This is a genomic window from Streptosporangium sp. NPDC020072 (assembly GCF_040631445.1).
Taxonomy (GTDB): Bacteria; Actinomycetota; Actinomycetes; order Streptosporangiales; family Streptosporangiaceae; genus Streptosporangium.
This window is the reverse complement of sequence record NZ_JBEYAB010000002.1, coordinates 386877-400713: the sequence shown is the minus strand read 5'-3', so window position 1 is coordinate 400713 and position 13837 is coordinate 386877. Positions and strand designations below refer to the sequence as shown.

The window sequence follows — 13837 nt, the reverse complement described above, 5'->3', positions numbered from 1 at the left end:
AGGAAGCGAAGCGACAGGAAGAGCATGCGGGCAAACTTCATCTTCTCCGAGGTCTGGATCGGCCTCCGCCGCAACCTCACGATGACGATCGCGGTCATCGTGACCGTGGCGATCGGCATGGCGTTGCTGGGCGTCGGCTTGATGATCAACTCTCAGATCTCCACCATGCGTGACTTCTGGGTGGACAAGGTCGAGATCTCTGTCTTCCTGTGCAAGAAGAACGACGCCTTCCCGCAGTGCAAGGGCAGCGGTGGCGTCAACGCCCAGGAGCAGGCCGCCCTCAAGGCGCAGATCGAGTCCATGCCCCAGGTCGAACGGGTGGAGTTCGAGAACGCGGCCCAGGCCTACGCGAACTTCCGCGAGCAGTACAAGGACAACAACGTCCTGCTCTCGGTGCTGCAGGTGTCTGACATGCCCGAGTCGTTCAGGGTGAAGCTCAAGAACCCCGCCGACTACCCGGCCGTCATCGAGCAGGTCAAGGGCGCGGGCGGCGTCTCCTACGTGGTCAACCAGCAGGAGATCCTGGACAAGTTCTTCGGGCTGCTGGAGAGGCTGCGCTGGGCCGCCCTGGTCGTGGCCATCGTCCTGGTCTTCGCGGCCACCCTGCTGATCGGCAACACGGTGCGTCTGTCGGCGTACAACCGCAGACGTGAGACCGGCATCATGCGGCTCGTCGGCGCCTCGAACCTCTACATCCAGCTTCCCTTCGTCATGGAGGGGGTCATCGCGGGCCTGATCGGAGGTGTGGTCGCCGCGGTGATGCTGATCGTCAGCAAGGTGTTCCTCTTCGACGGCGTGCAGATCTACCTGGCCAACACCAGCCCGCTCACGTGGGAGACCGTCGCCTCGACGATCAGCCTCACGATGGTCATCGGCGTGCTCATCTGTGTGCTCGCCTCGTTCGTCACGCTCCGCCGCTACCTGCGGGTGTGAGCGCCCGGGAGCGCGCCCGCCGGGCGCGCTCCCGCCTCGGGACGCGGCCGGCCGTCCCGGTCCCCGGTAGGCTCGGGGGCATGCCACGTGAGACCGGGCGGAAGGTCATCGCCCAGAACAAGCGTGCCTGGCACGACTACCACATCGAGGAAACCTACGAGGCTGGTCTCGTGCTCCAGGGCACCGAGGTCAAGTCACTCCGCCTGGGCAGGGCCTCTCTGCTCGACGGATACGCCCTCCTCAAGGACGGCGAGGCTTGGCTGATCAACGTCCACATCCCCGAATACACCATGGGGACGTGGACCAACCACGCGGCGCGTCGCACCCGTAAGCTTCTGCTCCACCGCAAGGAGATCGACAAGCTGGTCGCGAAGACCAAGGAGAGCGGCCTGACGCTGATCCCGCTCGCGATCTACTTCAAGGACGGCAAGGCCAAGATCGAGATCGGCCTCGCCAAGGGTAAGAAGGACTGGGACAAGCGGCAGACCCTCGCGGAGAAGCAGGCCAAGCGTGAGATGGCTCGCGCTCTCAGGCACAGGAACAGGTAATTGTGACGGGGAAGGCTCGGCGGACCGTCGCCGCGGCACTGACGCTGGCGGTGACGGTCCCCATGCTGTCGGCCTGCTTCGAGGAGCCTTCGGCCCACGAGGCGGTGCGTGACTTCCTGGTCGGCTGGCAGACGGGCGACTACGTCGCGGCGGCCAGGCGTACCGACGGGGACGAGCGGACGGTCAGCAAGGCCCTGGAGAACGCCAAGGTCCAGCTTGACGCCGCGTCCTTCCGTTTCAAGGTCAAGGGCATGCGCCGTACGGGGGACGAGACGGAGGCCGACTTCGACGCGGAGGTCGACCTGGGGGAGAACAACCCCCTGTGGCAGTACACAGGAAAGCTCCCCCTGCACCTGGTGGACGGCCGCTGGAAGGTGCGCTGGTCGCCCAGCGTGCTCCATCCCGACCTGCACGAGGGGCAGCGCTTCGCGGTCGACGTCATCCCCGAGGGGCGTAAGCCGATCCTCGACCGCAACGGCGACCCGCTCCAGCAGGAGGCCACGCTGTACGTGGCGAACGTCGTCCCGGCGTCGCTGAAGGATCCGGTGGCGGTCTGCGAGCAGCTGTCGAAGATCACCGGCTTCCCCCAGGACCGGCTGCTGAGCCGGATCAGGTCGGCCAGGCCCAATGTCCAGGTGCCGCTGGTGACCTTCGGACGCGCCAAGTACGCCCAGCTCAGCGACAAGCTGGCGGCCGTTCCCGGCATCGTCGTCTCGCCGCAGAAGCAGCCGGTCGCCCCCGACTCGCCCGCCCAGATCGTCGGCACCGTCACCGCGGTGACCCCGGAGACCGAGCAGCAGCTCGGCGGTCCGCAGCGGGCGGGCGACACCGTCGGCAGGACCGGGCTGCAGAAGGCCTACCAGGAGCACCTGACCGGTTCGACGGAGACACGGGTCATCACGGTCGACCTGAAGACGAACCAGCAGGTGGCCGAGCTGCGCAAGTGGCGGCCCAGCCGCTCGACCTCGCCGGTGCGCACCACGCTCGACGGCCCGGCCCAGAAGGCGGCCGACGCCGCGCTCTTCGGCGGCACCCCCGGCATGCTGGTGGCGGTCCAGGCCTCGACCGGTGAGATCCGCGCGGTCGGCAGCACCAAGGAGTACAACCAGGAGAAGGACGCCCTGGCGGGCAGGTTCCCCGCGGGCACCACGTTCTCGATCATGACGGTCGAGGGGCTGCTCAAGGCGGGGATCAGCACCAAGCAGCGGCTCGCCTGCCCCGTGGAGCGCAGTGTCGGCGGTGCCCGTTTCCACCAGGCCGACCCGCCGGGCGGGACGGCGCCGAGCATCCAGGGTGACTTCGCCAGCGGGTGCGTGACCGCGCTGACCGCGCTGGCCCGCAGGATCGACGGCGCCGAGCTGACGGCCAGCGCCGCCAGGTTCGGCATCGAGTCGCCGTGGACACTGCCGCTGAAGTCCTTCAGCGGCTCGGTCGGCCCCCTGCGTACGGACGCGGCCACCGCCAGGGCCATCGCCGGGCAGAACGTGCTGGTCAGCCCGCTGTCCATGGCCCTGGTCGCCGGGGCGGTCGCCTCGGGCACCTGGCGTCCGCCGGTCCTGGTCACCGACCCGCACAGCCCGGACCCCGCGGCGGAGGCGGAGCCGCCGAAACCGCCGAGTCCGATCAAGATCGACGACAAGGCCATCGCCACGCTCCGCACCCTCATGCGGTCGGGAGTGGTCGCGGGCTCCGCCAGGTCCGCCGCGGCGCCGGGCGACCCGGTCCACGGTGTCACGGCCGCCGCCACGCAGAGCCGTAAGCCGCTGGCCTGGTTCGTCGGCTGGCAGGGCGACATCGCGGTGGCCGTGCTGATGGAGAGCGCCGACTCGACCGCGGGGGCGACCGTCGCGGGCCGTTTCTTCCAGAAGTTGCACACCGAGTCGTGACGGTCTGAGATTTTCTCCTCGCCCTGAGCAACCATCGGGTGCCCGGCCTGCGTCTTCCCAGATGACCGGGCACCGCTTGGGGGGTTGCGGACCCGGTCGCCTCGATGGGACCGGGGCCTCGTCTCGGGGGAGGCCTCGGTCCCGTCACGACCGCCAGGCCCCGCCGGTCGCCGGGGAACGAGCCGTTCACCGGGAATCGAGTTGGCGTTACCGGTGTTGTACCGGGTATCTTCGGATCCTCGGTCCCAGGACCGGGTTGACAATTCAACAGGGGGGTGACTGGTTTCGACTTTGGCTTTGCAAGCCAGGAGAAGCGGGTCGAGGACTGCGGACATAACCTCGTTAACACTGTGACCGCAACCAACAAGTGCCAATAAGACGCACTCCGAAGTCAGCCAGGCTCGCCTGGCGCTCGCCGCCTAAGCAGCGAGTGACTTCTGCCGGCCCGGGAGCGCCTCCGGCCCGGATCCGGCATCGCTAGGAGGCTCAACCGATCGACCCGGCCACGGGGAAGATCGGGAAACCAAACAGTGGCTGAGCCCGTCGGCGTCTTGCCTGTGTGATCGCCGGGGCTGAGAAAAGCAAAGCAGGCTGCACCCGGAGAAGCCCTGTCTTGGAGTTGAAGGACGCGGGTTCGATTCCCGCCACCTCCACCCCCGTTCCGTGCCCCGCGCACGGAGCAGATCGTCTGAGGGCGGTCGCACGGACCCGAGTCCGCGCGGCCGCCCTCGGCGTTTTTCCGAAGTCGCGACTCGAACGGGTTTTCCCCTCCTGGAAGGGGATCGAACTGGTTTACTGTTCGCCATGACGACCCTTCGTGAGAGAGCAGAGCTGTTCCACTCGTTGCACCGGGGCGGCACGCCGCTGGTGCTCGCCAACGTCTGGGACGTCGCCGGCGCGCGTCTCGTGGAGGAGGCCGGGGCCGGGGCGGTCGCGACGACCAGCGCCGGGGTCGCCTGGAGTCTCGGCGCCCCCGACGGTGACCGGCTCGACCGTGACCGTGCGATCGACCTGATCGCCAGGATCGCCGCCGCCGTCGACCTGCCCGTCACCGCCGACATCGAGAGCGGCTTCGCGGACACCCCGGAGGGGGTCGCCGAGACGGTCGGGCGGGTGATCGCGGCCGGTGCCGTCGGAGTCAACATCGAGGACGCCCTGTACGGCGGGGACACGCCGCTGCGTCCCGTCGAGGAGCAGTGCGAGCGGCTGGCCGCCGCCAGGCGGGCGGCCGAGGAGGCGGGGATCCCCCTCTACGTCAACGCGCGGACCGACGTCTACCTGCGTCAGGTCGGCGAGACGCCGAAGGAGCGGTTCGAGGCGGCGGTCGAGCGCGCCGAGGCCTATCTCGCGGCCGGGGCCAGCGGCGTCTTCGTGCCCGGGGTCGTCGATCCGGAGACCGTCGCCGCGCTCACAGGGGCCGTGGCAGCTCCGTTGAACATCCTGGTGGGGCCCGGGGCCCCCACGGTCGCCGAGCTGGCCGAGCTCGGTGTCGCCCGGGTCAGCCTGGGCTCCTCGATCGTGGGAGCCGCCTACGCCGTGATCTGGGAGGCCACCAGGGAGGTCCTCGCCTCGGGCACCTACACGCCTCTTGAGGGCGCCCTGGATTACGGCAGGCTCAACGCGATCCTGGGCGGCTGAGAGGGCCGGTCAGTCGCTCGGCAGCTGGCCCAGCGTCACGGTGACCGTCGCCCTCGACGCGTCGGCGCGCAGGAGCTGGACCTGGGCGCGGTCGCCGGGATTGAGGCCCGCCATGGCCTCGGCCAGGGCCTGGGTGTCCAGGGTGGGGGCGCCGTTGATCGACAGGATCACGTCGCCACGCCTGATGCCCGCCTTCGCGCCGCTGCCGCCGGGGGCGACCCGTACGACGCCGACACCCGCGGGCCTGCCGTCGGAGCCGATCACCGTCTGCACGGTGATCCCGAGGGCCGCCCGGTGGGTGTTGGTGACCTTGCCGTGCCTGATGATCTGGTTGGCGATGTCGGTCGCGGTGTTCGAGGGGATCGCGAACCCGATGCCGGGGGCCTGACCGCCGCCGAGCTCCGGGTTGACGGCCGTCAGGGTCGGGATGCCGATGACCTCGTTGGAGAGGTTCACCAGGGCGCCGCCGCTGTTGCCGGGGTTGATCGCGGCGGAGGTCTGGACGGCCCCGGTGATCGTCGCCCCGGGGCCGCCCTCCTCCTGCGGTTCGCTGACCGTACGGCCGAGCGCCGAGATGATGCCGTTGGTGACGCTGCCGGACAGGCCCAGGGGGTTGCCCATGGCGAGGACGAGCTGCCCGACCCGGAGCTTGCTCGAATCGCCGAACCTGGCGGGCTTCAGCCCCGTGGGGTCGTCAACCTTGATCACGGCCAGGTCGCCGAGCCCGTACGCCTTGACGAGCCGTGCGGCGCGGGGTTTGCCGCCGCTGGCCAGTGTCACCTCGAAGGTTGTGGAACGTCCGATGACGTGGGCGTTGGTGATGATGTGTCCCTGTGTGTCGTAGATGACACCGGAGCCGAGGCCGCTCTTCGTGGTGATCTGCACGATGGACGGCAGCACCGTGGCGATGACCTGCTCGTACTTGGTCTCCAGGGCCTCGGGTCCGACAGGGGAGCCGCCCGGCGGTGGGCCGATGGGGGCGCCGGGGGAGGCGCCGTCCGCCGAGGCCCGTGGTGGCGTGGCGACCGTCGTGCCCGGTTGTGAGGGCTCGGGGCCCGCCGCCGGTGGTCTCGCGCTCTGACCGCATCCCGCGAGCGTCATGACGACGGCGACGGACAGCGCGGCCCGTGAACTCCATCCCTGCATGCGGGAGTATCTTCCCAGCTCAGCGCGGAAGATGCTCTTGACGGGGAGCGGCGGACCGGCCCCTTCCCCGGTGTCTCGTGGCCGAAGCGTGATGGTATGCGTTTCGCCCATCAGGTGAGGTGGCATAGCCTGGCGCTCATGGCGGATGTTGGCGGCGACTCCTCCGGGGGCCCTCACGATGGATACATCCCGTCCTACGACGCGCCCACGGCGCCCATCCCCGCCATCCGCGCCGAGGACGGCACGCTGATCAACCCTCGGGTGCCGCGCCGGTTCCCCATCGGCGACGGCGAGGAGACCGTGCTGGTCCCCAGGCCCGAGCTGCCCGCTGAGCCGTCTCCCGAGCCGGAGCCTGAGGCGGCCGAGGAGCAGGAGTCCGTCTGGCTCTTCCCCATGGCGGGCTTCCCCGGGCTCGAAACGGATGAGAGGGAGCACGCCCCCGAGACGCCGGAGCCGGCCGAGTCGCCCTCCGGCGGCCTGTCCGGGGTCTGGGCCTGGGAGGCCGCGGCCAGGAACGCGGCCGGAGACTCCTCCTCGAAGCCCGTCTGGACGCCCGCTCCGGCCGAGGAACCCGCGGTCAGCCCGACGCCGTCCCTCGTGCCCGGCCCGCCGCCTGCGCTTTTCGCGCCCCCGGCGAAGCGGCGCAAGGAGGGCCTGCTGACCCGGATCGGGGACATCCCCGTCCGGTTCGTCTACAGCGTCGGCGCCGCGCTCGTCACGGCCCTGGCGGTCTTCCTGATCTTCGTGCTGTTCTCCGGCGACAGGCCCCACAGGATCGACCAGTCGGGCAGCGGGGCCGGATCGGGAGCCGCCGTCGTCTCGCCCGCACCGTCACCGTCCGCGGTCGCCCTGCCCGGCCTGCCCCCGACGACGAAGTTGCGGGCGCTGCCCGGCACGCCGAGCCCGGTGCTCGGCGCGGTCACCGACAGCAGGGCGGCGATCACCTACGCCAAGCTGGGCAAGCCGTGGCAGGTGGCCGACATCCCCTCCTTCTCCGCGGGCCAGCAGGTCGGTACGGCACGGCAGCCGGGCACGATGGTCGTCTCGGGCCTGCTCCCCGGCGCCTCTCCCCAGGCCGACCTGAAGACCGACGCCGAGTTCCGCAAGGCGGCGGCGGGCGCGGTGAGGTGGACGGTCGCCAACCACTATCCGGCGGGCGCCAAGGTGGCCTGGACGGCGTCGCAGAAACCGGCCACGGGCAAGGGATGGACGCTCGGCTACCGGGTGACCTACACGGTGAAGGGCAAGCGGCACACCTCGCAGGCGGCGCTCACGCTGCTGGACATCGGCCGCCGCAAACCGGCCATCCTCTTCGTCACCGTTCCGGACACCCGCAAGGAACTCTGGGCTGATATCGCGCCGTTGGTGGCAAGTGCCCGGGCGCTCTGACGGAAACACATTCTAGAATCTGCTTCTGTCACTGAACCCTGTCTGGAGGCTCTGTCATGGCGATCGGGTTGGGGGAGGAGCACCGGGAGCTTCGCGAGTCGGTGATCGGCTGGGCGGCGCGGAACATCCCGCCTGAGGTCCTGCGGGCCGCCGTACAGGCCCCGCAGGAGACCCGTCCGGCGTTCTGGACGAGCCTCGCCGCCCAGGGGCTCCTCGGCCTCCACCTTCCCGAGGAGTACGGCGGCAGCGGATACGGCCTGCTGGAGACGGCCGTGGCCGTCGAGGCGCTGGGGGAGCGGGTCGCCCCCGGCCCCCTCCTGCCGACCGTCCTGGCGAGCGCGGTGATCCTGGCCTCGGACGGCAAGGCCCGTGCCGAACTGCTCCCCGGGCTCGCCGACGGCACGCTGACCGGCGCGGTCGCGCTGACCCACCCTCCGGCCGGTTCCCTGACGGGCACCCGCGGCGAGGACGGCACGCTGACCGTCGGCGGCGTCGTCGAACCGGTCCTGGGTGGCACCCTCGCCGACGTCCTGGTGCTCCCCGTCGCCACGCGGCAGGAGCGGGTGTGGGTCGTGGTGGACGCCTCAACGGTGACCGTGACACCGATCCAGGCGCTGGATCTCACCCGGGGAGTGGCCAGGGTCGAGGCCGAGTCGGTCGAGGTGCCGCCGGGGAGGGTCCTCGACGGCCTGCGCTCGGAGCGCGTCCACGACCTGGCGGCGATCCTGCTCGGGGCCGAGGCCGCGGGCGTGGCCGCCTGGTGCGTGCGCGCCGCCTCCGAGTACGCCAGGGGCCGCGTGCAGTTCGGCCGTCCCATCGGGCAGTTCCAGGGGGTCAAGCACAAGGCGGCCCGGATGCTCGTCGCGCTCGAACAGGCCCGCGCGACCGTGTGGGACGCCGTCCGGGCCGCGCGGACCGCCGAGGAGGACGGCGTCGCACGGACGGCCGGGGGTGACGTCGCACAGGAGGCCGGGGAGGGCACGGCCGTACGGACCCTTGAAGAGGACGATGCCGCGCGGGCGACCGGGGAGGCCGTCAGGGAGGCGGCCTACGCCGCCGCGGTCGCCGGGGTGGTCGCGCCGGACGCCGCCGTCGGGTGCGCCAGGGACGCGATCCAGATCTTCGGCGGCATCGGCTACACCTACGAGCACGACGTCCACCTCTACTACCGCCGCGCGCTGAGCCTGCGCGCGCTGCTCGGTCCCTCCGCCGGGTGGGCCGACAAGGTCGCCGGGCTGGCGCTGGACGGCGTGCGCCCGCAGATGGAGATCGACCTGCCCGAGGAGGCCGCCGGGCTCCGTGAACGCGTCCGCGCCGAGGTCGCCGGGTTCGCCGGGCTCGAAGGCCGGCGGCAGCGGCGGGCGCTGGCCGAGGCCGGTTACGTCATGCCGCACCTGCCCAGGCCGTGGGGGCGCGAGGCCACCCCCCTCGAACAGGTGCTCATCCTCCAGGAGCTGCGGGCGGCCCGGGTCAGGCCACCCCAGATGATCATCGGCGCGTGGGTCGTGCCGTCGATCGTCGCCTACGGCACCGCCGAGCAGCAGGAACGCTTCCTGCCCCGCACCCTCAGCGGGGAGACGGTCTGGTGCCAGCTGTTCTCGGAGCCGGGCGCGGGCTCCGACCTGGCCTCCCTCCAGACGAGGGCGGAACGGGTTGAGGGAGGCTGGCGGCTCAACGGCCAGAAGGTCTGGACCTCGATCGCGCACATCGCCGAATGGGCCATCTGCCTCGCCCGCACCTCCTCGACCGGCTCCAAGCACGAGGGCATCACCTACTTCCTGGTGGACATGAAGACCCCGGGCGTCACGGTCAGGCCGCTGACCGAGATGACCGGGGAGAGCATGTTCAACCAGGTCTTCCTCGACGACGTGTTCGTCCCCGACGAGCTGGTCGTCGGCCAGGTCGGCGACGGCTGGCGGGTCGCCCGTAACACCCTGTCCAACGAGCGGGTCCTGCTCTCCTCGGGGACGGGCGGCACCGGTTCCTCGATCCGCGACCTGCTCGGGTTCGTGGGCAGGCTCGGCCGCGAGCTGACCGCCGTCGAACGTCAGGACCTGGCGGAGGTGCTCTGCGAGGGCCACTCGATCGACGCGCTCGGCCTGCGGGTGACGCTGCGGCAGCTGAGCGGCGCCGAACCCGGCGGCGACGCCTCGGTCCGCAAGCTGCTGTCCACCTCACACGCCCAGCACGTCGCCGAGTGCGCGGTCGGCCTGCTGGGCGCCGCGGCGGTGACCGCCGCCGACCGTACGCTCGGCGACGCGGGCCACTGGAACCGCGCCATCCTGGCCACCCGGGCCATGACGATCTACGGTGGTACCACCGAGGTCCAGCTGAACATCATCGGTGAACGGCTGCTCGGTCTGCCCCGCGACCCGGAACCTGGCAGGTGATTCGCGCCGCTACTGTACGGTTTCGGCCTGGATGACTTTTCCCATCGTCAATGACCTTGTGGACGACGCCACAGGAAGGCAAGAATCAGATCACCATGCCCAAGGTGACAATTCCCCCCACGCCTCCTTCGGGCCCCGTCCCAGTCGTGAAGCGATGAGCGGTTCCAGCCGTGAGGCGACGAGCGATGAGACGGTGCTCGGACCGCCGCAGGCCGAGCCTGAGCCACCCGTGGACGTCGAGCCGGCGCGGAGGTTCTCGCCGGTCGCCCTCCTGCGCGCCTGTCGGCCCCGCCAGTGGCTCAAGAACGGCCTGATCTTCGCGGCCCCCGCCGCGGCGGGCGTGCTGTTCACCGTGCAGGGAATGCTGGACGCGCTGATCGCCTTCGCCGCCTTCTGCGTCGCGGCCAGCGGGGCCTACCTGCTCAACGACGCCTCCGACGTCGAGGCGGACCGCCGCCACCCGCGCAAACGCCACCGCCCGATCGCCGCGGGCCTGGTCCCGATACGGCTCGCCTGGGCGGTCGGGATCGCGTTCGTGCTGCTGGCCCCCGCGATCGCCGCGCTGTCCGGTGGCTGGCGGCTGCCGCTCGTCGTGGCGGGCTACCTGTCGCTGACCTTCTCCTACACCTACTACCTCAAGCACCAGGAGGTGGTCGACCTCGTCGCGGTCGCGGGATGCCACGTCATCCGGGCCTTCGCCGGGGCGATCGCCGTACAGGTGCCGGTGACGAGCTGGTTCCTCGTGGTCATCTCGCTCGGCTCGCTGCAGCTCGTCGCGGGCAAGCGCGAGACCGAGCTGCGCGCCGCGATGGGCAACGAGACCGGCAACGCGACCCGGGCCATCCTGGCCGCCTACACGCCCGGCTATCTGGCCGGGGTCAGGATGATGGCCTCGGGAGCCATGATCGTGACCTACTGCCTGTGGGCGCTGAACGAGCACTCGGGGCCCTTCTACCCGATCAGCATCGTCCCCTTCGTGCTGATCGTCCTGCGGCACAACCTGCTGGTCGACCGGGGCGTCGGCGAGGAGCCCGAGGAACTCGCCCTGCGTGACCGGCCCACCCAGCTCTTCGTCGCCCTTCTCCTTCTTCCGCTCCTGATCGGGATCTACCTCACATGACCCTGCTGACCGGCTGGGGCCGTACCGCGCCGACCGTCGCGCGAGTGGCCAGGCCTCGTTCACCGCAGGAGGTCGCCGACCTCGTACGGCGGGCCTCGGACCGGGGCGTCGCCCCCAGAGGGCTCGGCCGGGCCTACGGCGACGCCGCGCAGAACGCCGGAGGACTCGTCCTCGACTGCACCTCGCTGACCTCGTGGTCCCTCGACGAGTCCACCGGGCTGGTCACCGCGGGCGCCGGGCTCAGCCTGCACGACCTGATGACGGCCCTGGTGCCCAAGGGCTGGTTCGTCCCCGTCACACCGGGCACCAGGCACGTGACGGTCGGCGGGGCCGTCGCGGCGGACGTGCACGGCAAGAACCACCACGTGGACTCCTCCTTCGGCGCCCACGTGCGCTCCCTGACGCTGGTCACCGCGGACGGCGGCAGCCGTACGGTGACACCGGCCGACGAGCTGTTCTGGGCGACGGTCGGCGGGATGGGGCTCACCGGGGTGATCGTCGAGGCGGTCTTCCAGTGTGTGCCGATCGAGACCTCGCGGGTCCGGGTGGACGTCGAACGCACCCGTGACCTGGAGCACACGCTTGAGACGATGACCGCGACCGACGACCGTTACCGCTACACGGTCGCCTGGATCGACCTGCTCGCCTCGGGGGCCAGGATGGGCCGCAGCGTGCTCACCCGGGGCGACCACGCGAGCCGCGCCGAGCTGCCCAGGGGGACCGAGCCGCTGGCCTTCGCGCCGAGGACGCGGCTGAAGGCACCGCCGTGGGCGCCGAACGGCATGCTCAACCCGCTGACCGTGCGGGCCTTCAACGAGGCCTGGTACCGGAAGTCGCGTCCGGCGACGGGGCTGATCCAGGAGATCGGGCCGTTCTTCCACCCGCTGGACTTCGTCGAGGGCTGGAACCGGGTCTACGGGTCGAACGGTTTCGTCCAGTACCAGTTCGTGGTGCCCTTCGGCGAGGAGGCGACGCTGCGGCGGATCGTCTCCAGGCTCTCGGCCGAGGGCGTGGTGTCCTTCCTGACCGTGCTCAAACGGTTCGGTCCCGGCACGCCGGGGATGCTGTCGTTCCCGATGCCCGGCTGGACCCTCGCCCTGGACATCCCGGCGGGCCGCGCGGGTCTCGCCCGGCTGCTGCGGGAGTTCGACGGGTGGGTCATGGAGGCGGGCGGACGGCTCTACCTGGCCAAGGACTCCCGCATGTCGGCGCGGTCCCTGGCCGCGATGTACCCCAGGCTCGACGAGTGGCGCAAGATCCGCGAGGAGGCCGACCCCGCCGGGGTCTTCCGCTCCGACCTGGCCAGGAGACTCGGGCTGTGAAGACGACAGGTTGTGGGAGGCTCGTCCGATGAAGAACGCCCTGGGCTCGGTGGACACCGTGCTGCTGCTCGGCGGGCGCAGCGAGATCGGTCTGGAGATCGTCCAACGGCTGGTCCGCGACGGTGCCCGCAAGGTCGTGCTGGCCTCGCGGGACCCCGGTGAGACGCCCCCGGCGATCGGCACCGCCGAGGTGCACCTGCTTGAGTTCGACGCCTCGGCGCCGGAGACGCACGGGGAGGTGATCGAGGCCGCGGTGAAGCTGGTCGGCGACCTCGACGTGATCATCCCCGCCTTCGGGGTGCTGGGCAGCCAGGAGGTCTACGACGCCGACCCGGTGGCCGCCGCGCGGGCGGTCGCCGTCAACTACGGCGGGCACGTCTCCGCAGGGCTCTTCGCGGCCCGGCGGCTGCGCGAGCAGGGCCACGGCACGCTGGTCGTCCTGTCGTCGGTCGCGGGAATCCGGGTGCGCAGGGCCAACTTCGTGTACGGCTCGGCCAAGGCGGGCCTGGACGGCTTCGCCCAGGGGCTGGGTGACGCGCTGCACGGCTCGGGCGCCCGGGTGATGGTCGTCCGGCCGGGCTTCGTGATCGGCAGGATGACCAAGGGCATGTCCCCGGCGCCGCTGTCCTCCACCCCCGGCCAGGTCGCCGACGCGGTGGTCGCCGGGCTGCGCTCCGGCGCCGAGGTGGTGTGGGTGCCCGGCGCGCTGCGCGCGATGTTCGCGGTGATGCGTGTCCTGCCCCGCGCCGTGTGGCGGAGGATGCCCCGTTAGTCCTCCTTCAGGAGGGCGCGCATGCCGTCGAGGATGATCCGCAGGCCGTACTCGAAGCTCGCGTCCCCGTCGTCGTCGAAGAGGTGGTGGAGGGCCCGCAGGGTGAGGGGGAAACGCCCGGGGTCGAGGGAGGCGGCCAGCAGTCCCTCCTGGTAGGGGTTGCCCGCCTCGCCGTACGCCTCGCCGGTGCGGGCCTGCTCCTCGATGGTGAAGCCGATCGTGTAGTGCAGGAGCGTGGGCAGGGAGCGGGCGGCCACGTCGAGGGGGAAGCCCGCGTCCCCCAGGGTCCGCAGGGCCAGTTCGGTGGTCCGGAAGATGGCCGGGTCGGTGACATGGGTGCCCGCCATCATCCGCGCTCCGTCGCGGTAGCACAGCATCGTACGGCGCAGCAGCCGGAACCTGTCGGCGAGCCACTCGTCCCACGGGGTGCCGCGTCCGGGCAGCTCAAGTCCCACGGTGCTCTCGGCGAACACGATCCCGGTCATGACGTCGAGCAGCTCCTGCTTGTTCTTGACGTGCCAGTAGAGGGCGGGGGCCTGCACGCCGAGCTCCCTGGCCACCAGACGCATGGTGAGCCCGTCGAGGCCGACCTCGTTGAGGAGTCGCAGTGAGGCCCGCGCGATCTCCTCGGCAGTGATCTTCATCCCGTTCTCCGTCCTGTGCCCTTGACAGCTTAACATCGTTCAATTAATC

General features: G+C 70.8%; 11 protein-coding genes and 1 other RNA gene. 10 read left to right on the top strand and 2 right to left on the bottom strand.

Annotated elements, in window-relative coordinates; all coding sequences use genetic code 11:
- Positions 1 to 24: 24 nt before the first annotated feature.
- From ftsX to ABZ470_RS05050, 5 genes are all read left to right on the top strand, one after another.
- The gene (ftsX, locus tag ABZ470_RS05070; RefSeq protein ID WP_352009813.1) at positions 25 to 933 is read left to right on the top strand and encodes a permease-like cell division protein FtsX; all 909 of its coding nucleotides are present in this window, start codon (positions 25 to 27) and stop codon (positions 931 to 933) included.
- Between the two features lie 80 nt (positions 934 to 1013).
- Positions 1014 to 1481, top strand: a complete 468-nt coding sequence (gene smpB / locus ABZ470_RS05065) for an SsrA-binding protein SmpB (RefSeq protein ID WP_352009812.1) — start codon at positions 1014 to 1016, stop codon at positions 1479 to 1481.
- 2 nt (positions 1482 to 1483) lie between these two features.
- Positions 1484 to 3367: a penicillin-binding transpeptidase domain-containing protein gene (locus ABZ470_RS05060; RefSeq protein ID WP_362772338.1), complete on the top strand. Its 1884-nt coding sequence runs from the start codon at positions 1484 to 1486 to the stop codon at positions 3365 to 3367.
- 271 nt (positions 3368 to 3638) lie between these two features.
- Positions 3639 to 4023, top strand: a transfer-messenger RNA (tmRNA) gene (gene ssrA / locus ABZ470_RS05055).
- A gap of 148 nt (positions 4024 to 4171) precedes the next feature.
- Positions 4172 to 5005 (top strand): isocitrate lyase/phosphoenolpyruvate mutase family protein, encoded by an 834-nt coding sequence (locus ABZ470_RS05050; RefSeq protein WP_362772335.1) that lies wholly within the window; start codon positions 4172 to 4174, stop codon positions 5003 to 5005.
- Positions 5006 to 5014: 9 nt separating this feature from the next.
- Here the strand turns inward: ABZ470_RS05050 and ABZ470_RS05045 are convergent, their stop codons facing one another.
- Positions 5015 to 6151: a trypsin-like peptidase domain-containing protein gene (locus ABZ470_RS05045; protein ID WP_352009809.1), complete on the bottom strand. Its 1137-nt coding sequence runs from the start codon at positions 6149 to 6151 to the stop codon at positions 5015 to 5017.
- Between the two features lie 138 nt (positions 6152 to 6289).
- On the opposite strand from ABZ470_RS05045, the gene ABZ470_RS05040 reads away from it, so the two are divergent.
- The 5 genes from ABZ470_RS05040 to ABZ470_RS05020 all read left to right on the top strand — a co-directional run bounded on the left by ABZ470_RS05040 (position 6290) and on the right by ABZ470_RS05020 (position 13144).
- Positions 6290 to 7540 (top strand): hypothetical protein, encoded by a 1251-nt coding sequence (locus ABZ470_RS05040; protein ID WP_362910044.1) that lies wholly within the window; start codon positions 6290 to 6292, stop codon positions 7538 to 7540.
- A 56-nt stretch (positions 7541 to 7596) separates the two neighbouring features.
- On the top strand, positions 7597 to 9930 hold the full coding sequence (locus ABZ470_RS05035) for an acyl-CoA dehydrogenase (RefSeq protein ID WP_362910042.1): 2334 nt from the start codon (positions 7597 to 7599) through the stop codon (positions 9928 to 9930).
- 154 nt (positions 9931 to 10084) lie between these two features.
- Positions 10085 to 11050, top strand: a complete 966-nt coding sequence (locus tag ABZ470_RS05030; RefSeq protein WP_352009806.1) for a decaprenyl-phosphate phosphoribosyltransferase — start codon at positions 10085 to 10087, stop codon at positions 11048 to 11050.
- Entirely contained in the window at positions 11047 to 12372 is a 1326-nt protein-coding gene (locus tag ABZ470_RS05025; protein ID WP_362910040.1) for an FAD-binding oxidoreductase, read from the top strand. The genes ABZ470_RS05030 and ABZ470_RS05025 overlap by 4 nt, the downstream gene beginning before the upstream one ends.
- A 28-nt stretch (positions 12373 to 12400) precedes the next feature.
- Positions 12401 to 13144, top strand: a complete 744-nt coding sequence (locus ABZ470_RS05020; protein WP_362910038.1) for an SDR family NAD(P)-dependent oxidoreductase — start codon at positions 12401 to 12403, stop codon at positions 13142 to 13144.
- Here ABZ470_RS05020 and ABZ470_RS05015 read toward each other — a convergent pair.
- On the bottom strand, positions 13141 to 13788 hold the full coding sequence (locus ABZ470_RS05015; RefSeq protein WP_362910036.1) for a TetR/AcrR family transcriptional regulator C-terminal domain-containing protein: 648 nt from the start codon (positions 13786 to 13788) through the stop codon (positions 13141 to 13143). The genes ABZ470_RS05020 and ABZ470_RS05015 overlap by 4 nt on opposite strands.
- Positions 13789 to 13837 lie beyond the last annotated feature (49 nt).

Coding starts and splice junctions, on each gene's coding strand:
- ABZ470_RS05015 (WP_362910036.1), bottom strand. CDS start 13,788: ATGAAGATCACTGCCGAGGAGATCGCGCGGGCCTCACTGCGACTCCTC.
- ABZ470_RS05040 (WP_362910044.1), top strand. CDS start 6,290: ATGGCGGATGTTGGCGGCGACTCCTCCGGGGGCCCTCACGATGGATAC.
- ABZ470_RS05050 (WP_362772335.1), top strand. CDS start 4,172: ATGACGACCCTTCGTGAGAGAGCAGAGCTGTTCCACTCGTTGCACCGG.
- ftsX (WP_352009813.1), top strand. CDS start 25: ATGCGGGCAAACTTCATCTTCTCCGAGGTCTGGATCGGCCTCCGCCGC.
- ABZ470_RS05025 (WP_362910040.1), top strand. CDS start 11,047: ATGACCCTGCTGACCGGCTGGGGCCGTACCGCGCCGACCGTCGCGCGA.
- smpB (WP_352009812.1), top strand. CDS start 1,014: ATGCCACGTGAGACCGGGCGGAAGGTCATCGCCCAGAACAAGCGTGCC.
- ABZ470_RS05035 (WP_362910042.1), top strand. CDS start 7,597: ATGGCGATCGGGTTGGGGGAGGAGCACCGGGAGCTTCGCGAGTCGGTG.
- ABZ470_RS05020 (WP_362910038.1), top strand. CDS start 12,401: ATGAAGAACGCCCTGGGCTCGGTGGACACCGTGCTGCTGCTCGGCGGG.
- ABZ470_RS05030 (WP_352009806.1), top strand. CDS start 10,085: ATGAGCGGTTCCAGCCGTGAGGCGACGAGCGATGAGACGGTGCTCGGA.
- ABZ470_RS05045 (WP_352009809.1), bottom strand. CDS start 6,151: ATGCAGGGATGGAGTTCACGGGCCGCGCTGTCCGTCGCCGTCGTCATG.